At 62.1% G+C, this 20,058-nt stretch carries 26 protein-coding genes; 10 read left to right on the forward strand and 16 right to left on the reverse strand.

What is annotated here, in order from left to right; translation table 11 throughout:
• The 3 genes from BKP54_RS23140 to BKP54_RS23150 form a co-directional block, all read right to left on the reverse strand.
• On the reverse strand, nt 1-589 hold a 589-nt coding region (locus BKP54_RS23140), incomplete at its 3' end, for a ThuA domain-containing protein (protein WP_084815015.1).
• A 119-nt stretch (nt 590-708) separates the two neighbouring features.
• Nucleotides 709-1,050, reverse strand: coding sequence for an SMR family transporter (locus BKP54_RS23145; protein ID WP_025428080.1), 342 nt, complete (start codon nt 1,048-1,050; stop codon nt 709-711).
• A 17-nt stretch (nt 1,051-1,067) separates the two neighbouring features.
• On the reverse strand, nt 1,068-1,628 hold the full coding sequence (locus BKP54_RS23150; RefSeq protein WP_084815016.1) for a TetR/AcrR family transcriptional regulator: 561 nt from the start codon (nt 1,626-1,628) through the stop codon (nt 1,068-1,070).
• Nucleotides 1,629-1,767: 139 nt separating this feature from the next.
• Between BKP54_RS23150 and BKP54_RS23155 the strand changes: the two genes are divergently transcribed.
• Nucleotides 1,768-2,160 (forward strand): group II truncated hemoglobin, encoded by a 393-nt coding sequence (locus BKP54_RS23155; RefSeq protein ID WP_057206508.1) that lies wholly within the window; start codon nt 1,768-1,770, stop codon nt 2,158-2,160.
• A 7-nt stretch (nt 2,161-2,167) separates the two neighbouring features.
• Nucleotides 2,168-2,536, forward strand: coding sequence for a DUF423 domain-containing protein (locus BKP54_RS23160; protein WP_025428082.1), 369 nt, complete (start codon nt 2,168-2,170; stop codon nt 2,534-2,536).
• A gap of 31 nt (nt 2,537-2,567) precedes the next feature.
• Here the strand turns inward: BKP54_RS23160 and BKP54_RS23165 are convergent, their stop codons facing one another.
• The 5 genes from BKP54_RS23165 to BKP54_RS23185 form a co-directional block, all read right to left on the reverse strand.
• On the reverse strand, nt 2,568-2,882 hold the full coding sequence (locus BKP54_RS23165) for an antibiotic biosynthesis monooxygenase (protein WP_025428083.1): 315 nt from the start codon (nt 2,880-2,882) through the stop codon (nt 2,568-2,570).
• A gap of 10 nt (nt 2,883-2,892) precedes the next feature.
• Nucleotides 2,893-3,162 (reverse strand): hypothetical protein, encoded by a 270-nt coding sequence (locus BKP54_RS23170; protein ID WP_025428084.1) that lies wholly within the window; start codon nt 3,160-3,162, stop codon nt 2,893-2,895.
• Between the two features lie 62 nt (nt 3,163-3,224).
• Nucleotides 3,225-3,641, reverse strand: a complete 417-nt coding sequence (locus tag BKP54_RS23175) for a DUF2325 domain-containing protein (protein WP_025428085.1) — start codon at nt 3,639-3,641, stop codon at nt 3,225-3,227.
• 215 nt (nt 3,642-3,856) lie between these two features.
• Complete coding sequence (locus tag BKP54_RS23180; protein ID WP_084815017.1) at nt 3,857-4,771, reverse strand: energy transducer TonB; 915 nt, start codon at nt 4,769-4,771, stop codon at nt 3,857-3,859.
• 62 nt (nt 4,772-4,833) lie between these two features.
• A complete protein-coding gene (locus BKP54_RS23185) occupies nt 4,834-5,268 on the reverse strand; it encodes a hypothetical protein (RefSeq protein ID WP_107028056.1) in 435 nt (144 codons plus the stop codon).
• Between the two features lie 213 nt (nt 5,269-5,481).
• On the opposite strand from BKP54_RS23185, the gene hemP reads away from it, so the two are divergent.
• From hemP to BKP54_RS23220, 7 genes are all read left to right on the forward strand, one after another.
• The gene (hemP, locus tag BKP54_RS37350; protein ID WP_025428088.1) at nt 5,482-5,664 is read left to right on the forward strand and encodes a hemin uptake protein HemP; all 183 of its coding nucleotides are present in this window, start codon (nt 5,482-5,484) and stop codon (nt 5,662-5,664) included.
• Between the two features lie 10 nt (nt 5,665-5,674).
• Entirely contained in the window at nt 5,675-6,736 is a 1,062-nt protein-coding gene (locus tag BKP54_RS23195; protein WP_025428089.1) for a hemin-degrading factor, read from the forward strand.
• Nucleotides 6,737-6,746: 10 nt separating this feature from the next.
• On the forward strand, nt 6,747-7,697 hold the full coding sequence (locus BKP54_RS23200; RefSeq protein ID WP_025428090.1) for a hemin ABC transporter substrate-binding protein: 951 nt from the start codon (nt 6,747-6,749) through the stop codon (nt 7,695-7,697).
• Nucleotides 7,684-8,808 (forward strand): iron ABC transporter permease, encoded by a 1,125-nt coding sequence (locus tag BKP54_RS23205; protein ID WP_025428091.1) that lies wholly within the window; start codon nt 7,684-7,686, stop codon nt 8,806-8,808. The genes BKP54_RS23200 and BKP54_RS23205 overlap by 14 nt, the downstream gene beginning before the upstream one ends.
• Before the next feature lie 9 nt (nt 8,809-8,817).
• Entirely contained in the window at nt 8,818-9,609 is a 792-nt protein-coding gene (locus tag BKP54_RS23210) for a heme ABC transporter ATP-binding protein (RefSeq protein ID WP_025428092.1), read from the forward strand.
• Between the two features lie 159 nt (nt 9,610-9,768).
• Complete coding sequence (locus tag BKP54_RS23215) at nt 9,769-10,137, forward strand: DUF883 family protein (RefSeq protein ID WP_025428093.1); 369 nt, start codon at nt 9,769-9,771, stop codon at nt 10,135-10,137.
• An 80-nt stretch (nt 10,138-10,217) separates the two neighbouring features.
• The gene (locus tag BKP54_RS23220) at nt 10,218-10,640 is read left to right on the forward strand and encodes a hypothetical protein (protein ID WP_084815018.1); all 423 of its coding nucleotides are present in this window, start codon (nt 10,218-10,220) and stop codon (nt 10,638-10,640) included.
• On the opposite strand, the gene BKP54_RS23225 is transcribed toward BKP54_RS23220, so the two are convergent.
• From BKP54_RS23225 to BKP54_RS23235, 3 genes are all read right to left on the reverse strand, one after another.
• Nucleotides 10,637-12,145 (reverse strand): HWE histidine kinase domain-containing protein, encoded by a 1,509-nt coding sequence (locus tag BKP54_RS23225; protein ID WP_025428095.1) that lies wholly within the window; start codon nt 12,143-12,145, stop codon nt 10,637-10,639. The genes BKP54_RS23220 and BKP54_RS23225 overlap by 4 nt on opposite strands.
• A gap of 148 nt (nt 12,146-12,293) precedes the next feature.
• Complete coding sequence (locus BKP54_RS23230; protein ID WP_025428096.1) at nt 12,294-12,848, reverse strand: RNA polymerase sigma factor; 555 nt, start codon at nt 12,846-12,848, stop codon at nt 12,294-12,296.
• An 8-nt stretch (nt 12,849-12,856) separates the two neighbouring features.
• Nucleotides 12,857-13,051: a NepR family anti-sigma factor gene (locus BKP54_RS23235; RefSeq protein ID WP_025428097.1), complete on the reverse strand. Its 195-nt coding sequence runs from the start codon at nt 13,049-13,051 to the stop codon at nt 12,857-12,859.
• A 135-nt stretch (nt 13,052-13,186) separates the two neighbouring features.
• On the opposite strand from BKP54_RS23235, the gene BKP54_RS23240 reads away from it, so the two are divergent.
• A complete protein-coding gene (locus BKP54_RS23240) occupies nt 13,187-13,981 on the forward strand; it encodes a response regulator (protein ID WP_025428098.1) in 795 nt (264 codons plus the stop codon).
• A 319-nt stretch (nt 13,982-14,300) separates the two neighbouring features.
• Here BKP54_RS23240 and BKP54_RS23245 read toward each other — a convergent pair whose 3' ends face one another.
• The 5 genes from BKP54_RS23245 to BKP54_RS23265 all read right to left on the reverse strand — a co-directional run bounded on the left by BKP54_RS23245 (nt 14,301) and on the right by BKP54_RS23265 (nt 20,057).
• A complete protein-coding gene (locus BKP54_RS23245; RefSeq protein ID WP_057206516.1) occupies nt 14,301-15,884 on the reverse strand; it encodes an FGGY-family carbohydrate kinase in 1,584 nt (527 codons plus the stop codon).
• 97 nt (nt 15,885-15,981) lie between these two features.
• Nucleotides 15,982-16,650 carry an HAD family hydrolase gene (locus BKP54_RS23250; RefSeq protein WP_025428100.1) on the reverse strand — a complete coding sequence of 223 codons (669 nt, stop codon included), beginning with the start codon at nt 16,648-16,650 and terminating at the stop codon, nt 15,982-15,984.
• Nucleotides 16,651-16,760: 110 nt separating this feature from the next.
• Nucleotides 16,761-18,245: a mannitol dehydrogenase family protein gene (locus tag BKP54_RS23255; RefSeq protein WP_025428101.1), complete on the reverse strand. Its 1,485-nt coding sequence runs from the start codon at nt 18,243-18,245 to the stop codon at nt 16,761-16,763.
• 40 nt (nt 18,246-18,285) lie between these two features.
• Complete coding sequence (locus BKP54_RS23260) at nt 18,286-19,059, reverse strand: L-iditol 2-dehydrogenase (protein ID WP_025428102.1); 774 nt, start codon at nt 19,057-19,059, stop codon at nt 18,286-18,288.
• Nucleotides 19,056-20,057 carry an ABC transporter ATP-binding protein gene (locus BKP54_RS23265; RefSeq protein ID WP_025428103.1) on the reverse strand — a complete coding sequence of 334 codons (1,002 nt, stop codon included), beginning with the start codon at nt 20,055-20,057 and terminating at the stop codon, nt 19,056-19,058. Before BKP54_RS23265 ends, BKP54_RS23260 begins: the two co-directional genes overlap by 4 nt.
• Nucleotide 20,058 lies beyond the last annotated feature (1 nt).

Genomic DNA, 20,058 nt, shown 5'->3' on the forward strand with positions numbered 1-20,058 from the left:
CCGGGCGGAAATAGAAGATGTTGCCGGCGCCCCGACGCCAGGTCAGACCCGAACGGAACACCTCGCCGCCGGCAAACCAGGAGATGAACACGGTTTCGAGCGGTTCCGGCACGGAGAACTGCTCGCCGTACATCTCCTCGTTCTCGAGCACGAAGTTCTCGCCGATGCCCTCGGCGATCGGATGACGCGGATTGATCGCCCAGAGCCGTTCACGCTCGCCGGCCTCGCGCCACTTCAATGCGCAGGGCGTGCCCATCAGCCGCTTGAAGATCTTGGAGAAATGGCCGGAATGCAGGACGATCAGGCCCATGCCTTCCCAGACGCGCTTGGCAACGCGCTCGACGACCTCGTCGCTGACGGCGCCGTGGTCCTTGTGCCCCCACCACAGAAGCACATCGGTCTTCGCCAGTCGCTCCTCGCTCAGGCCATGCTCCGGTTCCTGCAGCGTCGCCGTCGTTGCCTCGATCGAAACGTCCGTGTTCAGCGCCGCCGCGATGGTGTTGTGCATCCCGTTCGGATAGATGCTCCTGACCACCTCATTGGTCTGCTCATGGATATTCTCGCCCCATACGATTGTTCTGATTGACATCGGCAAATTCCCGTTTATGCGCAGCTGTTAAAATTGAAAGCGGTTTCAATTTGTAAGGCTAGTGACACGCCGGCGCCTTTGCAAGAGCTTTTTGCCCTCTAGGCGTCAGTGGCCAGACATCAATGGAACGTGGATTTCGAGAAGACGTTGAGGACCACGACGCCGGCGATGATGAGCCCGAGCCCGAGCATGGCGGCAAGATCCAGCTTCTGGCCGAAGGCAAAGTATCCGACGAGCGAAATCAATACGATGCCGAGACCGCTCCAGACCGCATAGGCGATGCCGACCGGGATGTAGCGCAGCGTATAGGACAGAAAGAAGAAGGCGACAGCGTAGCAAACGACCATCGTCACGGTCGGCAACAGCCGGGTGAAATGCTGTGCCGCCTGCATCGCCGAGGTGCCAAGCACCTCGAAGACGATGGCAACGACCAGGACGGAATAGAGCATAGCGGGGTTCATCTGGGTCTCCATCCGGTCTATCGCGTCGAAAGCGCTTTGAGATTTTCAGCCAGGGCAACACGCGCCGCGGCATCGAGTTCATGGCTCTGCATCAGGTCGGCGAGCCAGAGACCGTCGGCGGCAAAACGGGCGAGCACGCAGTTGGGTGAAGAGTCGGTTTCCGCAAACTCCTGAGCCCGGCGGTTGACCCATTCGCGCCAGCGGATCTTCAGGTTCGGCTCGGCAATCAGCGCGATCGTCAGCATTCGCCAGCCCGAAACGTCGGTGTCGGGATCGAGCTTCGAGCAGACATCGACATAGGCGCGGGTAAAGCGTCCCTGCGCCTCCGGATCGCCAGCCATCGCCGCCTCGATCGCCGCATCGAAACGCGCGACGAGATCGTCGAACAAGCCATCGAGCAGCGCCGACTTGTTGGGGAAATGGTGCAGCAGCCCGCCCTTGCTGACGCCGGCCGCTTGCGACACCGCATCGAGCGTGATGCCCGCCACCCCCTGCTCGTGCGACAGGCGTGCGGCGACCTCCAGCAATTGCTGGCGGACCTGCTCGGGCTGCTTCTTGCGGCGATGGGCTTCTGTCATGCTTCCATAAAGATACCGTCTGGACGGTTTGTCAAGATCGATGTGTCGAACCGCGCGGAAACGCCGCAAAGGCGAGACTGGAAAGCCGTTGTCCACAAGACCTTGGCGGGCTAGGACTTCGGGGACGAAGGAAGCGGCAATGGCAGAACCGGAAACGACGACACTCTACGAAGCGATCGGCGGCGACCCGACGGTGCGCGCGCTGACCCGTCGTTTCTATGAACTGATGGATACGCTGCCCGAAGCGGCACGCTGCCGCGCGGTTCATCCACCTGACCTTTCCGGCAGCGAGGAAAAATTCTACGAATATCTGACCGGTTGGCTTGGCGGTCCGCCGATCTATGTGGAAAAGCGTGGCCATCCGATGCTGCGGCGCCGGCATTTCGTTGCCGAGATTGGGCCGGAGGAGCGCGACGAATGGCTGCTCTGCTTTACCCGCGCACTGGAAGAAACGGTGGCTCACCCAAAACTGCGGCAGATCATTCTCGATCCGATCACCCGCCTCGCCTTGCACATGCAGAACAAGGAATGACCTGACAATGCCGACCAGTGGATTGCGCGCAACGACGCTCTTCGTCGCGGGATTGATGGGGATTGCCGGGGTGGTCAGTGCTGCAGCCGCCTCGCATGGCACCGACCCCAGGCTGCTCGCCGAGATCTCGGCCATGTGCCTGGCGCACGCGCCGGCGCTCGTCGCGCTTTATGCGGCCTGGCCGAGCTTCCGCACGGCTCCGGTCGCAGCCTTGCTGATCGCTTTCGGCACGGCGCTGTTTTCCGCTGACCTTGCCATGCGTCACGTGACCGGACAGGGCCTGTTTCCGATGTCGGCACCGCTCGGCGGCACGACGATCATGGCCGGCTGGCTTGCCGTTTCAATCGGCGCCTTCCTTCCACGAAAGGCGCCGTGACGCTCAACGCGCCAGTTTGAAGCTCTTGAGATCAGGCGCCTTCGACGACGGAAAAACCTTCGAACTTCGGCGGGCCGAGATACATCGAGCGGTTTTCGCCGGCATTCTTGTGCGCGGCCCGGAAGTTCTCCGACTTCGTCCAGGCGGAAAAGGCATCCTTGTCCTTCCAGGTCGAGTTCGAGACGAAGAGCGTATAGCCCTCGTCCGGCACGTTTTCGCCCCTCAGAAGATGAAACGAGACAAAACCCGGCATGTCCGCAAGGCTTGAATCGCGGCTCTTCCAGACGGCTTCGAAAGCCTCTTCCTGGCCAATGGCGATACGAAAACGGTTCATTGCGAAGAACATGGCCTGCCTCCTATGCGCTGTCTTTCTTGCGAGCCGCGTCGTTCGCGGCTCTCGGGAAGGCCAGAATAGTGCCCTCCTGCGGCTCCGCAAGCCCGAAAGGGTCGCGGCCGGGCCGGCGCGTTTCCCAAGACGGGAACTCGGTGACATTGGGGTTTTCCTCGATCATGCGCGAACGCCGCGTCAGCAATTCGTAGAGTTCGGGCACCAGCCCGTCGCCATTCTGCGCTGCCAATTTGTGCAGGCCGATCATCATGCACTTGTCCGGGCGGTTTTCATTCATCTCGAAAAAAATCTCCATGCGCGCGGAAGGTCAATCACCTCCATCGCGCGTCATATGTTTGGCTATGCCAAGTCGTTGCGGCTGTTGGTCAGGTCCTGCAGCGCCCGCTCAAGGCTCGACTTCGAGCCGTTGCGCAACGGCACGAAAGCCTTGCCCCACTTCTTGCAGCCGGTCTTCACGCGAAGACACGCATCGTGGCTGATGCAATCGATCGGGCAGAAAACACAGTCGACGGAAGGAAGGACACGGTCGATGCGCGATACCGCCTCGCGCAGGCCGCCATCGTGGTGAAGCAGCTCGGCACCGAAGGAGCTGACAATCTCGCGCAGATGCGCAACCTGGCAATCGCGTCCGCCGACATAGAGGAAACTGCGGCCTTCGAGTGTCGCCTTGGCGGCCTCTTCGCAGACCTCGACCCGTTCGGAACCGGAACGACCCTTGCCGTTCTTGGCCGCATTATGGTGACGCTTGCCGCGCATGCAATCTTCTCCGCCTCTTTGCTGCGTCGACGGCCCTCATGGCAACCGATCGCACCGGGATCGACACACACCGTTCGGTTGCGTCACGGCGGCAACTTATTAAACTTGATTATCAGAGTAAAGTATAAACATGAGTTTTATAATCATATTTTTCCCATCAGTTTTGAAGGGCTTCGGCTTCTGCCGCGGATCACACCGTGGCCGGCGGCAGTCGCCTAGCGAACACTTGCCTGAATAGGCAAAGTGAACGGTATTGCACTTTTTCCGGCCCCCTCTGGAATGGCAGGAAATGGAGCCGCACGGCGCACGGCATCAAGAGCAGCCGTGTCCAGAACGAGTGAGCCTGAACTCCCGGCAACGCTGACGCGGGAAACACCGCCGTCCGCCAACACCGTAAAACTCACCGTCGTCGTGCCCGACAGCCCCTGTCGGCGCGCTTCGGATGGAAGCTTGTATCGCCGGTTTATCTTCGCGCGAACTTTGCCATTGTAGTTCGACATATCGGCGTTGCCGACCGCGGTAGAGCGGTTCTTGCCGGTTGCCGCCGCAGAATTGCCGTTTACGTCCCCATCCAGCTTACCCTTGACCTGGCTCTGTGCCTGTTCCCCCTTGTCGCCCGTTTTCTTGCGGGTGACTTTCTTTTTCCTGACGGGATCCTTCTTGGGTTCAGGCTTTTCAACCTTCTCCTTCTTCGGCTCCTGGATCTCCGGCTTTTCCTCGGGCACGACCGTCTCGATCGGCGCGACGCTGGCAGTAACCACAGCCTCGGCGACCTGCAGGGTGGGAACCTGCTCGGCAGGCAGGATGACATCGGCTTCCGTGGCGATCAAATCATGCGGTTGCTCCGCCGTGATCTCCTGCGTGGTCGACGTGACGTCTTCGACCGGGGTAATCTCCTCGGGCTTGACTTCGTCGGGAACGTCTTCGGTCGGCTCGACGACTTCCGTCGGATCGCCGGACTGCAAGGTTTCTTCGAAGGCATCACCGAGGATCGCAACTTCGACCTCGGCACCGCCGGCGATCAGGTCTTGCGGCTGTTCCGGCGTAGAGGAGGCAAGGTACATGGCAACGCTGGTATGCGCCACGAGCGAGAAGGCAATTGCGCCGATCCATTTCACGGTATGCTTCATCTTGGCCTAACCTTCGCCGCGAGCCGCGACGCAAACGCAGTACTCAATGCGAAAAATCAACCTCAGCCCTTGAGTTCGACCGGCGACTTCGAACCGGTCTTGAGGCCCTTCATGCAGGCATCGCCCTCTACACCATCGCCGACGCAGGCGGGCGCGTCATTGATCAGCAGGCTCTTCACCGCTTCGCAATTCGTGCCGGGAAGATCGAACTGCCGAACCTTGGTCTTGCCAGCAGGCAGATCGCGGAAGTCGAGCACCGCCATGCGCTCGACCAGACCCTTCTGGTCGAAGATCACGAACTCAAAGGAAACCTTGCTCAAATTCTGCACGAAGGCGTTGCCGGCGACGAAGGTGAGCTTGCAGCCCTTCTGCGACGGCGTGACCTCGTTGAGTTCGATGTTGAGCGCGCCAGCGGACGACGCCTCCTGGGCGACTGCACCGCCTGCCGCAAGAACAAACGCGAATGCCACGGGAACAACCATACGGGAAAGGTGCATCATTCTAATACCACTCACGATCGGCGCTCCGAACCCTGGGAGCGTTGAAGTCGTCGCCATCTATCCACAAGCGCGGACATCTTAACTTGAGTGTGGCGATCCGGTATTGCGTCCATAAAGAAATATGAGTAATGAAGTCAAGATAGTAAACGAATTGCACGGCAGGAAATGCGGGAAAAACACCGCCTCCCGCCATCTAGAGACGACCGAACCGTGGCAGCCGACGACACCGATTATGCGCGATTTTCACAACCTGTAGCCTCCGCGCAGCGGGCCCAGCGGATCGTCGAGAGCCGCGACCTCTTTCGCGGCGAAAGCGAGATCCTCATTTCCCACGACGGGGCGATCTACCGCATGAAGATCACCCGCCAAGGCAAACTGATCCTGAACAAATAGGCAAATAACAATGACCGAGAGCCTCCGTCCCACCCCGTCCGAAATCCGTGCCTACCGCGCTGAGAACCCGAAAATGCGCGAGCGCGACATCGCGGCCCAGCTCGGAGTTTCGGAAGCAGCCCTCGTGGCGGCCGAATGTGGCTTGACCGCCGTGCGCATCGACGCGGATGCCAACCGCTTCCTGCTGCGCGCCGAGGAACTGGGTGAGGTCATGGCTTTGACCCGCAACGAAAGCGCAGTTCACGAAAAGATCGGCGTCTACGAAAAGATCACAACCGGCGAGATGGCCAGCATCGTGCTTGGCGAGCAGATCGACCTGCGCGTCTTCCCGAGCGCCTGGGCGCATGCCTTTGCCGTAACCAAGACCGATGACAGCGGCGAAGCCCGCAAGAGCCTGCAGTTCTTCGACAAATGGGGCAATGCGGTGCACAAGCTGCACCTGCGCCCGGCGTCAAATGTCGCCGCCTACGACAAGATCGTTGAAGACTTCCGTCTCGACGACCAGTCGCAGACCTTCGTTGCGGACGCCAGCGCACCGGCTGCCGATGACAAGCAGGAGAACGTCGTCGACGTCACCGAGCTGCGCGACCGCTGGTCCAAGATGACCGACACGCATCAATTCCACGGCCTGCTGCGCAAGCTGAAGATCGGCCGCCGCCAGGCGCTGCAGCATATCGGCGACGACTTCGCCTGGCGTCTCGACCCGTCGAGCATCGAAACGATGATGCGTGCCAGCGCCGAGATCGAACTGCCGATCATGTGCTTCGTCGGCAATCGCGGCGTGATCCAGATCCATTCCGGCCCGATCGCCAAGATCGCCCCGATGGGTCCGTGGCTGAACGTCATGGACCCGACCTTCCATCTTCACCTGCGCACCGATCACATCGCCGAGCTTTGGGCCGTGCGCAAGCCGACTGCCGATGGTCACGTCACCTCGATCGAGGCGCTCGACGCCAAGGGCGAGATGATCATCCAGTTCTTCGGCAAGCGTAAGGAAGGTTTTGCCGAGCGTCCCGAGTGGCGCGATATCGCCGAGGGCCTCGCACGCCTTGACACCACCGTCGCAGCTTAAGGACAGCGTGATGATCAACGGTCTCGACTTCCGCCGCCTTCGCCTCTGGGAGCTGGCTCTGGCCGCGTTTGCGGTTTCGGCTCCCTTCCTGTTGCCCGCCGTGGCGCCAGGGGCGCCGTCGTTCATCCGCCCGGCGATGGCACAGAGCATTGAGCAGCCGGACGTCTCGCGCGTCGTTTCGGTTGGCGGTGCGGTTACCGAGATCATCTACGCACTCGGCGAGGAAGGCCGGCTGGTCGGCCGCGATTCGACCAGCACCTATCCGGAAGCTGCAACCAAGCTGCCTGATGTCGGCTACATGCGCGCGCTCGCCCCGGAAGGCATCATCGCGGTCAATCCGACCGCGATCGTCGCCGTCGAAGGCAGCGGCCCGCCGGAGGCGCTCGCCATCCTGAAGGATGCCAACATCGCCTTCACCAGCGTGCCGGAAACCTTCGACAAGGACAGCATCCCGGCAAAGATCCGCTCGGTCGGCACCTTCCTCAATGTGCCCGACAAGGCCGATGCGCTCGCAAAGTCGGTGGAAGCCGACCTTGCTGCAGCGGTTGCCGGTGGTGCCAAGCGCCCGGAAGGCGAGCGCAAGCGCGTTCTTTTCGTGCTCAGCACCCAGGGCGGCAAGATCATGGCGTCGGGCACCGGCACGGCTGCCAACGGCATCATCGAGCTTTCCGGCGCGATCAACGCCGCCGGAAAATTCCCGGGCTACAAGGCCCTGACCGACGAGGCGATCATTGAAGCCAAGCCCGACGTCATCCTGATGATGGACCGCGGCGGTGAACACAGCGCCAAGGCGGACGAACTCTTCGCCCTGCCTTCGCTGAGCCTGACGCCTGCCGCCAAGACCAAGACGCTGATCCGCATGGACGGCCTGCACCTGCTCGGATTCGGCCCGCGCACCGCAAGCGCCATTCGCGAACTCAACGCCGCAATCTACGGAAAGAAGGCCAATGCCTCGCAGTGAGGCTTTGGACCTCGGCAGGCGCGTGACCGCCCTCGCCGCCGATATCCGGGCCGAATGGCGGTCGGGCAATCGTGCGCGGCTGGCCCGCGTCGTCATTGTTCTACTCGTCATCTTCGCGGCAGCCACCTTCATCGGCTCGATCATGACCGGTGCCGCCGACGCTTCGCTGTCCAACGTCGTGCGCTGGCTGCTCGGCGCGAGCGATGCGGATCAGGTCCTGAGCGTTCGCGACCGCATCATCATTCTCGACATCAGGTTGCCACGAGCGGTGCTCGGAATGCTCGTCGGCGCATCGCTTGCTGTCTCCGGCGTTGTCATGCAGGGGCTATTCCGCAACCCGCTGGCCGATCCCGGCCTTGTCGGCGTCTCCTCCGGTGCAAGCCTCGGCGCCGTTCTGCTGATCGTGCTCGGCTCGGCCGTGTTCGGCCCGCTGTTTGCGCTGTTCGGTTTTTATGCGCTCCCGGTCGCAGCCTTCATCGGCGGCCTTGTCACCACGCTTCTGCTCTACCGGATCGCCACCCGCGGCGGCCAAACCTCGATTGCCACCCTGCTTCTCGCCGGCATTGCGCTTGGCGCGCTCACCGGCGCCTTCACCGGCGTGCTGATCTTCATCGCCGACGACAAGCAACTGCGCGACGTCACTTTCTGGGGTCTCGGCTCGCTTGCCGGCGCCAGCTGGACGAAGATCGCCGCGGCCGCGCCGATCATCCTGTTGTCGCTCGCGGTCACGCCCTTTCTGGCGCGCGGCCTCAACGCCATCACGCTCGGCGAAGCAGCCGCGTTCCACATGGGCATTCCGGTGCAGCGCATGAAGAACATCGCCATCGTCAGCGTCGCCGCAGCAACCGGTGCGTCCGTTGCCGTCAGCGGTGGCATCGGCTTCGTCGGCATCGTCGTACCGCATCTGCTGCGCCTCGTCATCGGCCCGGATCACCGCTATCTCGTGCCGGCATCGGCGCTTCTCGGCGGAACATTGCTGATCCTGGCCGACATGATCGCCCGCACCATTGCCTCGCCTGCAGAGTTGCCGATCGGTATCGTCACCGCCTTCATAGGCGCGCCGTTCTTCCTCTGGATCCTGCTGCGCGGTCGCACGACCATGGGACTGTGAGCCGAAACCATGATCAAGGTATCCAACCTCTCCGTCCGGCTTGGCGGCCGCCAGGTCATCCACGGCATCTCGCTTGAGGCAGAGCCGGGCGCGCTGACCGCGATCGTCGGGCCGAACGGCTGCGGCAAGACAACGACGTTGAAGGCGATCTCCGGCGAGTTGCCGCCGGAAAGCGGATCAGTCAGCATCAATGGCCGCAATCTCAAGGGCCTGAAACCCTGGGAGCTCGCGCTGAAACGCGGGGTGCTTCCACAATCGACGGTGATCTCGTTTCCCTTCACGGTCCGCGAAGTGGTGCGGCTCGGCCTGACCGCAGGCGCGACATCAGATGCCAGGGCCAATGACCGCATTGCCGCCGAAGCGCTCGAGGCCGTCGATCTCGGCGGCTTTGCCGGGCGCTTCTATCAGGAGCTTTCGGGCGGCGAACAGCAGCGCGTGCAGCTGGCGCGCGTCCTCTGCCAGATTTCCAACCCGGTCGGCGATGGCGAACCGCGCTATCTGCTGCTCGACGAACCGGTCTCGAGCCTCGATATCCGCCACCAGTTGACCATCATGCAACTGGCGCGCCGGTTCTGCGAGCGCGGCGGTGGCGTCATCGCCGTCATGCACGATCTCAACCTGACGGCGATGTTCGCCGACCGGATGATCATGATGAAGGCCGGGAAGATCCGCGCAGGCGGCGCGCCGCGAGAGGTGTTGACCGACGAGACGATGGAGGTGGTGTTCGGCTGCCGCATGCAGGTCAGCGCCATGCCGGCAGCCGACGTGCCCTTCGTGTTGCCGCAGACGGCGACGCTCTAGCCGGCAAATCGCGCCAACTTCAAGATTTATCGAAACAATTTGCGCACTCGTGCGTTGTTCTCCCCGAAGTACCGGTCGTGGCAATGCGCTTGCCATGTCGGTGCCAACGGATCACGCCGGTCGTCCTTGGCCGGCGTTGCAGCGAAAGGGAGACCAATCATGGCTTCAGGCCTCTTCTCAGGTTCAAGTTCACGGTCGAGCAAGCGCAACGGCGCGCTCGCTGACATTTCCATCGAAGACCAGCTCAGCGAACTGCGTAGCGACATGGCGGCGCTCGTTGCCCTGCTTGCCGATCGCGGTGCCGACGCTTCGAAACAGGCGCGTAGCAAGGCGCACGATGCCCGCGAGCACGCGGAAGCCGGCCTTCAGGATTTGCTCGCAAGCGGCGAGGAACTGCTCGGCGATCTGCGCGACCGCTATGCCGGCACGGAAAAGCAGCTTCGCCATGCGGTACGCGAGCACCCGTTCGCAACGCTTGGCACGGCAGCCCTCATCGGTCTGATCGCCGCCGCACTGCTGCGGCGCTAGGTTCGATGCAGATCTTGGAACGGGGTGGGATCGCCAGACGCATCCCACCCGTTTTGACGTGTTACCAGGAGTAAATGCGCATGGGACCACTCGGGGCCGCTCTGTCCGCCTTGCTGGCTGCCGACATCGGCGCCACCGCATCACGTTTCAAGCGCAACGCCGCCTTGTGCGCCGTCGTCGCCGTGCTGCTTGTCACCGCCTACATCTTCGCACTGATCGCCATCGCGCTTTATCTCAGCGCCGCCTATTCGCCTGTGGTCGCCGCCGCGTCGATAGCCGCAGCCCTCATCCTGACGGCCTTGATCCTGATCATCGTGATGATTGCCCTGCAAGGACGGGATAGGCGGCTCGCCGAAGAGCGCCGCCGTCGGTCGATGATGCAAACCAATCTGACGATGCTGGCCGCAGCAAGCATCCTGCGCAAACAGCCGCTGCTCGCCGTGGGCACGGCCCTTGCCATCGGCGCCTTGTTCGGCACCGGCAGGAAGCGACGGGAAACCTAAAGCGGCAAGCGGATCAGCGCGGTCACGCCGGCCGCCATATATTCGACCTTCACCGAACTGCCGAGAACCTTGTCGAGGCTGCGCTCTATCAGGATGGAGCCAAAGCCTCGACGTTTCGGTTCGCGCACGGGCGGTCCGCCGACCTCCGTCCAGGTCAGGTGCAATACCGCTTCGCCTTCTTCGACGACGTTGCGCGCCGTCAGCACCACCTTGCCGGTCGGCACCGAAAGGGAGCCGTATTTCACCGCATTGGTCGCAAGTTCATGCAGCACGAGCCCCAGGCCGACGGCCTGGTCGGGGCCGAGCAGCACCTCGTCCTTGTGCAGTTCGATCTGGTCCGCATAGACGCTGACATGCGGCATCAATTGCTTGGAGATCAGGTCCGCAAGCCGGATCGTGCCCCACTCATGGTCCGAGAGAAGTCCATGCGCCTCGGAGATCGCTTGCAGTCGTCCGGCAAAGGCGGTCATGAATTCGGCCGGGTCGCTGGTCTGGCGCAGGGTCTGGCGGGCGAGCGACTGCAGCATCGCCAGGGTATTCTTGACCCGGTGGTTGAGTTCCTTGAGCAACAGCCGCGTTCGCTGCACCGATGCCTGCTGGTCGGTGACATCGATGGTGACACCGATGAAGGTCAGCGGATTTCCCTTGGCATCCCGATCGTGCACCCGCCCGCGGCCGAGCAGCCAACGGCCGGTGTTTCCGACCCGGAACATCCCGTCATATTCCTCGTCCGCCTTCATCGCCTGGCGAAGCTTGGCGAAGGTTGCGCCGCGGTCATCGGCATGGATGGCGCCGAACACTTCCCTGGCGCCGAACGACCGATCGGCCGGCAAGCCGAACATGCGCATAAAGGCGCTGTTGCCGACGATCACGCCGGAGCGAACGTTCCAGAGCCAGCTGCCGATATTGGCCGCCTCAAGCGCCATCGCGTGGCGCTGTTCCTCGCGGGAGAGCGCTGCCTCCTTGATGGCGCGCCGTCGCGCCTCGTCCTTGAGCTTGAGAAGCGAGGCGGCAAGATCGGCAAGCCGGCGCAGCTGCTCCATCAGATGCGGTGCGACCTCGCTGCGCGCGGCAACGTCGAGCACGCAGACCGTGCCGACCGGCTGGCCATCGAGAACGATCGGCGCGCCGGCGTAAAAGCGCAGGAATGGCGCGCCGGCGACCAGCGGCCGATTGCGAAAACGCAGATCGACTGAGGCGTCGAGTACAACTAGGCCGTTGCCTCCCGCATCGGCTGCCGCGTGCACGCAGAACGAATCCTCCGATGACGCCCGCGTCTCCGTGGTACCGACCGCCGCCTTGAACCATTGCCACTCGCGGTCAAGCAGGCTGACGAGCGCGATCGGCGCATCGAAGAGGCGGACAGCGATCTCGGCAATGCCGTCGAAATCCGCATCGGGTACCGCCATGTCCGGCACCGTCGCATGCAGCACGCTCAACCGCTCGGGCGCGTCGAGCAGCGATGTCTCCGGCGGGGCGGTCTTTTCTTCTCTTTTTTCGCGCATCCGGCCTCAACTCCAAACTGCCGCACCCGTCAGCCGGCGCCGATTGCCATTGACACACGGCGCTCTTCTGCGGAGACGTTCAGGCCGCCAGTGAAAGCAGGGCTGCTCTCGATTTGCAACGCTCTGGCGGCCAAAAAGAGCTGTCGGATCAGGAAACGAATGCCCGTGAGGTAATGGGAGCGGACGTTTCGTCCGGACCGTAGTCGTTTTCGCCCTGCACCTTGAGGATATCCTGAAGGCGCTGGCGGGCGCGGTTCACCCGGCTCTTGATCGTGCCCAGGGCGCAGCCGCAGATCGTCGCCGCTTCCTCATAGGAAAAACCCGACGCGCCGACGAGGATGATCGCCTCGCGCTGGTCCGGGGGCAGCGTCTCGAGGGCCCGGCGGAAATCCTGCAGGTCGAGCGAACCATATTGTTCCGGATGATGGGCAAGCGATTCGGTGAAATGGCCGTCGCTGTCCTGCACCTCGCGTCCGCGCTTGCGCATCTGGCTGTAGAGCTCGTTGCGCAGGATCGTGAACAGCCAGGCCTTCATGTTCGTGCCCATCTGGAAGTGGTCCTGCTTGGCCCAGGCTTTCATGATCGTGTCCTGAACAAGATCGTCGGCCCGGTCATGACGACCTATGAGAGACATGGCAAAGGCGCGAAGGCTCGGCAGGGCGGCGAGCATCTCTCGCTTGAACTCATTCTTTTCAGACGACATTCTGGCGCTCACTCCCTTCCCTGCAGAACCGACTGCCGCTCGGCTGCGTCGAGTTTTTCCAGAAGATCGAGAAAGCGCGAAGGTATCGCTTCTTCCTGAACGGACTGATAGAGCGCCTTTAACTTGGCCGCGATCTGCGTGTTTGGGTCTTCGGACCATGAGGTCGTACCGGAAGTGCGCCCCGCCCCTGTTTTATACTTCATTGTCAATCTGTCGCCTTGTGGTGTTCATTACCGCCTTAACGCGTCTGAAAAATGAAATGTTCCCTCCCGGAACTTTTTTTTGCGTGAAACGTTTTGGAGCATCACTGCAAGATTATATTCTCGAGGGAGTACTCCATGACATTGTCCACACGGATCGCGCCGCTGCTGCCCTATCTGCGCCGCTACTCGCGCGCATTGACCGGGTCGCAGACATCAGGCGACGCCTATGTGGCCGCGGTACTCGAAGCCCTGATTGCCGATACCTCCATTTTCCCGGAGGCCAGCAATGACCGGGTCGCGCTGTTCCGCCTCTACACGTCGCTCTTCGGCTCCTCGTCGGTGCTGGTTCCCGAGCCGGTTTCGCCCTTTGCCTGGGAGCAGCGCGCCTCGGTCAATCTGGCAAACGTTTCGCCGCTTGCCCGCCAGGCTTTCCTTCTCGTCTCGGTCGAAGGTTTCCGGCCCGAGGAAGCAAGCGAAATCCTTGCCGTCACCGACGACAAGATCGGTTCCCTTCTCGACCGCGCTTCGCAGGAAATCTCGCGACAGGTCGCAACCGATATCATGATCATCGAGGACGAGCCTCTGATCGCCATCGATATCGAAAACATGGTCGAGAGCCTTGGCCACCGAGTGACCGGCATTGCCCGCACCCGCGACGAAGCAATCGCGCTCTATAAGAAGACCCGTCCGAGCATGGTGCTTGCCGATATCCAGCTCGCCGACGGCAGCTCCGGTATCGATGCGGTCAACGATATCCTGAAGGCCAGCGCCATCCCGGTGATCTTCATCACCGCCTTCCCTGAGAGGCTGCTGACCGGCGAACGCCCTGAGCCGACCTTCCTGGTCACGAAGCCTTTCAATCCTGACATGGTGAAGGCGCTGATCAGCCAGGCGCTGTTCTTCAACGAATCGACGAAGGCCGCAGCCTGATCATCGACACAGCATCTATCGCCGGCGGCCTCGGTCGCCGGCTTTTGTTTGTCCACTTGTTGCTGTCGCCCGCCCTTGCCTTTCGTCGCTGGTGTCCTGATTGGCATGCCCGTTGATGGCAAGCGCTGGAAACAAAACAGCCAGTGCCGAGGGAAGGCACTGGCTGACATTGTTCAACTCACCGGGGGAGTGTGAGTTGTAAACCGGCGGATTACCTCCGGCGCCACATTGGGGGCGATGCGCGCCACCGTCCGGTCTGAAAATAAAATGCGTGACGCAAACAAAGGTTCCCGGAGTTGCGCGTTTGCCGATCATTTTTTTATTGCAGCGCGTCCAGTTCGTCGCGATGGCGGTAGAGCGCAAGGAAGCGGCGGTAGTCGCGATCGTAGATGTCACGCATGGCGTCGTTCGGCCGCCGCTCGCGCCCGCCGGACGCCATCGCCGCACCGGCCACGGCGAGATCGACGTGAACCTGACCGGCAACGGCTGCCGCCATCGCCGTTCCGAGAAGAACGGCGTCAGGCGCATCGGGTGCTACGACCCGGCAACCCGTGACGTCGCAATAAAGCTCCATCAGAAGCGCATTGCGCACGTGGCCGCCGGTGACGTGAAGTGTGTCGAGTTCGTAGCCGACCTCACGCATCATCTCGAGGATATGGCGGATGCCGAGCGCGATCGCCACGCAGGTGCGCCAATAGAGCCGGCACAGCGCATCGAACGACGAATCGAACGGCAGGCCGCTGATGACGCCGAGCCCGTGTGGATCGGCAAGCGGTGAGCGGTTGCCGTGGAAATCCGGCAGTACATGCAGCCGTTCGGCAAACTGCGTTCCGTGCAGGACGCGCAGTTCCTGGACGCGCGCGATGATCCGGCCGTGGGTCTCGGTCGTTGGCTCCAGGCCGCCGCCATGAATGCGCACGATGTGATCGAGCAGGGCGCCGGTCGCCGACTGGCCGCCTTCGATCAGCCAGGCGCCGGGCAGCACCGCTTCGAAATAGGGTCCCCACATGCCGAAGCCGGGCTTCATATCCTTGGAGAAGGCAACGATGCAGCTCGAGGTGCCCGCGATCAGCGCCAGTTGCCGCTCGAGCTTTTCCGGCTCGCCGGCAAAACCGCCGAGCACGCCGAGCGCCCCGGCATAGGCGTCGATCAGACCCGGTGCCACCTGGCAGCCGATATCAAGACCGAGCTCGGCGGCAGCCTCCACCGACAAGCCCCCGACCGAGCTTCCGACCGGCTGCGTTTCCTCCGGCAATCCGCCCCGCGCAAGCAGATCCTCGAGGCCGATCCGCGCGAGATAGTCCGCCTGCCAACCGCGCTGTTCATGGGCGAGATAGTTCCATTTCGCCGTCAAGGTGCAGCGCGAGCGCGCCGCACTGCCGGTCGCCCGCCAGGAGAGATAGTCGGCGAGATCGAAGAAAAAGCCTGCCTTCTCCCATTGGCTAGGCAGATTCCGCTTCAGCCACATCAGCTTCGGCATTTCCATCTCCGGCGACATGACGCGGCCGGAGAAATCGAGGACCGGGTGTCCGGTGGCGGTACAGAAATCGGCCTCCGTCAGCGCCCGATGATCGAGCCAGACGATTGTGTCCCAGCGCGCCTCGCCCTTTCGGTTGACGGAAAGCGGCGCGCCGCTCCGGTCGCGCACCACGAGCGAACACGTTGCATCGAAACCGATGGCGGCAATGCTCTCCGGCGCGATGCCGGCCTTGTCTCTGGCAGCTTTCACCGAGCCGCAGACAGCTCTCCAGATATCTTCCGAATCGTGTTCGGCATGATTTTCTTCCGGCCGGTTCATGGCGATCGGCAGGTCGGCACGCGCCAGAAGCCTGCCATTCCGGTCGAAAATTCCGGCACGGGCACTGCCGGTACCGACATCGACCGCAACGACGAATTCACGCATCAATGGAGATCCCCGTCCCCGTTACAGCACGCTGCAACATCTTGAAACTGCCGCATAATTTTCCCATCAAATCGATTTCGACTTGAGGAATTATGCACTATTGGCGGACAAACTGTAACAATTCGCCCATGTCGTCAAACAGCACGTCGGGGTCGAGCTTGGCGAGTGTCTGTCGATGACGGTCGCTGCGCGCATGTCCGCCACCGGCGAAGGCAAAGGCCCGCATGCCAGCGGCGTGCGCGGCTTCGATGCCGGCCGGACTGTCTTCGACGACGATACAATCCTTGGGTGCATAGCCCATCTCCCGGCTCGCCAGCAGAAACAGGTCGGGCGCCGGTTTGCCATGTTTGACCATCGTTGCAGAGAAGATGTTCGGCTCGAAAAGATCGATCAGACCGGTGACGGTCAGCGACAGCCGGATGCGTTCCGGCTGGCTGGACGAGGCGACGCAACAGGCGACGCCAAGGTCTTCGACCGCCCGGCGAATACCGGCGATCGGCTGCAACTCCGTACGGAAACGCTGATAGAGCCGCGTGCGCATTTCTTCGAGAAAGGCGTCGTCTGTCGCCAGGCCATATTCGTCGTGAAGTATGGCAGACATGCTTTTCAGGCTGCGCCCGAGAAACCGTTCGGTCGCCTCCTCCGTGGTCATCGACACGCCTGCCGCCGCCAGCACGTCGACCAGGACTTCGAGCGAGATCGGCTCGCTGTCAACCAGCACGCCGTCGCAATCGAAGATCACCAACCTGGACGCGCCGTCGGCCATAACACCCTACCCCTTACAGCGCCGCGCATCTTTTAAGACGCGCCAACGTCGCTGTAACTCTTTGAATTGCTGCGTAATTTCATCCTTAAATCGGGCCCCGTTCTAAGGAATTATGCAGTAAGCTTGCCGTCCAGATAAAGCTGGAGCGTAGCGCGCGTACCTTTTTCCCAGAGGGTTTTCAATGCGTGGGTGAAGCGCTTGCGGAAGAGATCGGATTGGGCGACCTCGCCGAAAATGTCCGACAGCGCCAGAAAAGCCGTCGGATCCTGCCTTGCGGCACGGGCTGCCGCCTGAAGCCGTTCGGCGTTCTGGTCGTTGAAGACAATCTGCTTGCCGCTATCGGTCGTGCCGTCGAAGTAGCGGCACCAGAGCGCTGACACCAGCGCCAGGCCGACGACGTCTTCGCCCCGCGCCAGCCGGTCGGCCGTCGAGGGCAGGATGAATTTCGGCTGCCGGTTGGAGCCGTCCTGTGCAAGCCGCGGGATCGTGTCGCCGATCTTCGGGTTGGAAAAGCGCATCTCGATCAGCTTGTAATAATCGCCGAGATCGGTGTTCGGCACCGGCGGAATGACCGGAATGATCTCGTCATGCTCAAGCTTGGCGAGAAAATCACGGATCAGCGGCTCCTCCATCGCCTCGTGGACGAAATGAATGTCGAGCAGGGCTGCGGGATAGGCGATTGCCGCGTGGCCGCCGTTGAGGATGCGGATCTTCATGTGCTCATAGGGCGCAACATCGGGCACGAACTGCACGCCGACCTTTTCGAGCGCCGGGCGTCCCTGCGGAAAATGATCCTCCAGCACCCATTGCTTGAACTCTTCGCAAAACACCGGCCAGCCATCCTCGATCTCGTAATCGGTTGCGACGATGCCGATTTCGCGTGCGCCCGTGGCCGGCGTTATGCGGTCCACCATGCCGTTCGGAAAGGCGATATTGGCGTCGATCCAGTCGGCGAAATCAGGATCGAACAGCCGGGCAAGGCCTGAAACCGCAGCGTGGGTCACCTCGCCATTGCCCGGAATGTTGTCGCATGACATCACCGTGAACGGCGGAATTTGTCCGTCGCGGCGTGCCTTCAGACCGGCAACGATCAAACCGAAGACCGTCTTCGGCGCGGCGGGATTTTGCGCATCGTCAACGATGGCCGGGTGGGTCGGATTAAAAACGCCGGAGGCTGGATCGATGAAATAGCCGCCCTCGGTGATCGTCAGCGAAACAATGCGGATCGCCGGGTCTGCAAGCCTGGCGACGATGCCAGCGACGTCGCCGGGCCTGAGATAGTCGATCATCGCGCCAGTCACATGCGCGCCGGTGCGGTTGTTGTCCTGCTCGACCACCGTCGTCAGGAAATCCTGCGCCGCGAGCTTTGCCCGCATTTGTTCATCGGAGGGAAGGACCCCGGCACCGACGATCGCCCAGTCATGGTCGTGCCCGGCATTGAAGAGATCGTCGAGATAGACGGCCTGATGGGCACGGTGAAAATTGCCGACACCGAAATGCACGATACCGGCTTTCAGATCGGCGCGATCGTAGCTCGGCACGCCGGCCTTGGCCTTCACTGCGTCGAGCGCGGCAAGAGAAAGTTTGGTCGTCATGGTCTCGTTTCCTTATCGAGGCATCGTCCGGAGACGGGCCTCAGCTCATCCAGTTGCCGCCATCGACGTTGTAGGTCTGCGAAACGACGTAATCGCTCTCGGCAGAAGCGAGGAAGATCGCCATGCCCGTGAGATCCTCGGCCGTTCCCATGCGCCCATAGGGGACTTCCGCTCCCGCGAGCCTCTTCTTCTCGCCGCGCGGGCGGTTCTCGTATTTGGCAAACAGTGCGTCGACGCCGTCCCAGTGCTCGCCATCGACGACGCCGGGCGCAATGGCGTTGACGTTGATGCCGTGCTTGATCAGGTTCAGCCCCGCCGACTGGGTCAGGCTGATGACCGCTGCCTTGGTGGCGCAATAGACGGCGACCAGCGCCTCGCCGCGCCGGCCTGCCTGGCTCGCCATATTGATGATCTTGCCGCCCCTGCCCTGGGCGATCATCTGTTTGGCAGCCGCCTGCATCGTGAACAGCGTCCCCGAAACATTGATCGAAAACAGCCGGTCATAGCTTTCACGCGTGATCTCGACGATCGGCGCGAGATCGAAGAGCGCGGCGTTGTTGACGAGGATATCGAGACCACCGGCCTCGGTGACAACCGATGCGATCGCCGCGTCGATGGAGTTCTGCTGCGTCACATCCATCTCGACGGCATAGGCGCTCGGGCCGATTTCCGATGCGGTCTCACGCGCCCGCGCCAGATTGATGTCGGCAATCGCCACTGTGGCGCCTTCTCGCACATAGGCTTCGGCGAAGGCACGACCGATACCCCGCGCGGATCCGGTGATCAGCGCGCTTTTCCCGTGAAGACGTTTCATCGAACTGCCAGTCCCTTGTCGTCGAACCTGTGGACGCGCTGGGCGTCGGGCGTCAGGAACACCCGGTCCCCGTGGGCGACGGCGAAATCGCCGCTGACACGCGCGGTCATCGTTCCGATATTGTCGACGTTGACGTGCAGGAAGGTGTCCGAGCCCAGGTGCTCGGCAACGCCGACCGTGCCGGCCCAGGTGCCGTTTTCCGTTGAAAGCACCAGATGCTCGGGCCGGATGCCCATAGTGTGCGCCTGGTAGGCGGTAGCCGGCGCACCGGAAACGAAGTTCATCCGCGGCGACCCGATGAAGCCCGCCACGAAGAGATTGTCCGGCTTGTGATAGAGGTCGAGCGGCGAGCCGACCTGCTCGATGCGCCCCCGGTTGAGAACCACGATCTTGTCGGCCATGGTCATGGCTTCCACCTGATCGTGGGTGACGTAGACCATGGTCGTCTTCAGATCCTGGTGCAACTGGCTGATTTCGAGCCGCATGTTGACGCGCAGTGCTGCGTCGAGGTTCGACAAAGGCTCGTCGAACAAAAAAGCTTTCGGCTGGCGCACGATCGCGCGGCCGATGGCGACACGCTGGCGCTGGCCGCCGGAAAGCTGGCGAGGCTTGCGGTCGAGATAGTCGGTCAGGTTGAGCACACGCGCTGCGTCGGCCACCTTCTTGTCGATGACAGCCTTGTCCTCGTTCGCCATCTTCAACGGGAAGCCTATGTTCGAGCGCACACTCATATGCGGATAGAGCGCATAGGACTGGAACACCATCGAAAGTCCACGTTGCGCTGGCGGCAGCTCGGTGGCGTTCTTGCCGTCGATGACGATCTCACCATCGCTGACATCCTCTAGCCCGGCGATGAGCCTGAGCAGCGTCGATTTTCCGCAGCCCGACGGGCCGACGAAGACGACGAACTCGCCATCGTCAATATTGAGGTCGATCGACGGGATGACGGCATGGGCGCCGAAGACCTTCGAGACGTTTCTGAGTGTAATGTTTCCCATT

It is taken from the genome of Ensifer sp. 1H6, assembly GCF_001976035.1.
In the GTDB taxonomy this organism is placed as follows: Bacteria; Pseudomonadota; Alphaproteobacteria; order Rhizobiales; family Rhizobiaceae; genus Ensifer; species Ensifer canadensis.

Coding starts and splice junctions, on each gene's coding strand:
- BKP54_RS23200 (WP_025428090.1), top strand. CDS start 6,747: ATGATCAACGGTCTCGACTTCCGCCGCCTTCGCCTCTGGGAGCTGGCT.
- BKP54_RS23175 (WP_025428085.1), bottom strand. CDS start 3,641: ATGCGCGGCAAGCGTCACCATAATGCGGCCAAGAACGGCAAGGGTCGT.
- BKP54_RS23215 (WP_025428093.1), top strand. CDS start 9,769: ATGGCTTCAGGCCTCTTCTCAGGTTCAAGTTCACGGTCGAGCAAGCGC.
- BKP54_RS23255 (WP_025428101.1), bottom strand. CDS start 18,245: ATGACGACCAAACTTTCTCTTGCCGCGCTCGACGCAGTGAAGGCCAAG.
- BKP54_RS23235 (WP_025428097.1), bottom strand. CDS start 13,051: ATGAAGTATAAAACAGGGGCGGGGCGCACTTCCGGTACGACCTCATGG.
- BKP54_RS23155 (WP_057206508.1), top strand. CDS start 1,768: ATGGCAGAACCGGAAACGACGACACTCTACGAAGCGATCGGCGGCGAC.
- BKP54_RS23160 (WP_025428082.1), top strand. CDS start 2,168: ATGCCGACCAGTGGATTGCGCGCAACGACGCTCTTCGTCGCGGGATTG.
- BKP54_RS23220 (WP_084815018.1), top strand. CDS start 10,218: ATGGGACCACTCGGGGCCGCTCTGTCCGCCTTGCTGGCTGCCGACATC.
- BKP54_RS23170 (WP_025428084.1), bottom strand. CDS start 3,162: ATGAATGAAAACCGCCCGGACAAGTGCATGATGATCGGCCTGCACAAA.
- BKP54_RS23225 (WP_025428095.1), bottom strand. CDS start 12,145: ATGCGCGAAAAAAGAGAAGAAAAGACCGCCCCGCCGGAGACATCGCTG.
- BKP54_RS23240 (WP_025428098.1), top strand. CDS start 13,187: ATGACATTGTCCACACGGATCGCGCCGCTGCTGCCCTATCTGCGCCGC.
- BKP54_RS23165 (WP_025428083.1), bottom strand. CDS start 2,882: ATGTTCTTCGCAATGAACCGTTTTCGTATCGCCATTGGCCAGGAAGAG.
- BKP54_RS23185 (WP_107028056.1), bottom strand. CDS start 5,268: ATGCACCTTTCCCGTATGGTTGTTCCCGTGGCATTCGCGTTTGTTCTT.
- BKP54_RS23210 (WP_025428092.1), top strand. CDS start 8,818: ATGATCAAGGTATCCAACCTCTCCGTCCGGCTTGGCGGCCGCCAGGTC.
- BKP54_RS23265 (WP_025428103.1), bottom strand. CDS start 20,057: ATGGGAAACATTACACTCAGAAACGTCTCGAAGGTCTTCGGCGCCCAT.
- BKP54_RS23245 (WP_057206516.1), bottom strand. CDS start 15,884: ATGCGTGAATTCGTCGTTGCGGTCGATGTCGGTACCGGCAGTGCCCGT.
- BKP54_RS23150 (WP_084815016.1), bottom strand. CDS start 1,628: ATGACAGAAGCCCATCGCCGCAAGAAGCAGCCCGAGCAGGTCCGCCAG.
- BKP54_RS23260 (WP_025428102.1), bottom strand. CDS start 19,059: ATGAAACGTCTTCACGGGAAAAGCGCGCTGATCACCGGATCCGCGCGG.
- BKP54_RS23230 (WP_025428096.1), bottom strand. CDS start 12,848: ATGTCGTCTGAAAAGAATGAGTTCAAGCGAGAGATGCTCGCCGCCCTG.
- BKP54_RS23195 (WP_025428089.1), top strand. CDS start 5,675: ATGACCGAGAGCCTCCGTCCCACCCCGTCCGAAATCCGTGCCTACCGC.
- BKP54_RS23205 (WP_025428091.1), top strand. CDS start 7,684: ATGCCTCGCAGTGAGGCTTTGGACCTCGGCAGGCGCGTGACCGCCCTC.
- BKP54_RS23145 (WP_025428080.1), bottom strand. CDS start 1,050: ATGAACCCCGCTATGCTCTATTCCGTCCTGGTCGTTGCCATCGTCTTC.
- BKP54_RS23180 (WP_084815017.1), bottom strand. CDS start 4,771: ATGAAGCATACCGTGAAATGGATCGGCGCAATTGCCTTCTCGCTCGTG.
- BKP54_RS23250 (WP_025428100.1), bottom strand. CDS start 16,650: ATGGCCGACGGCGCGTCCAGGTTGGTGATCTTCGATTGCGACGGCGTG.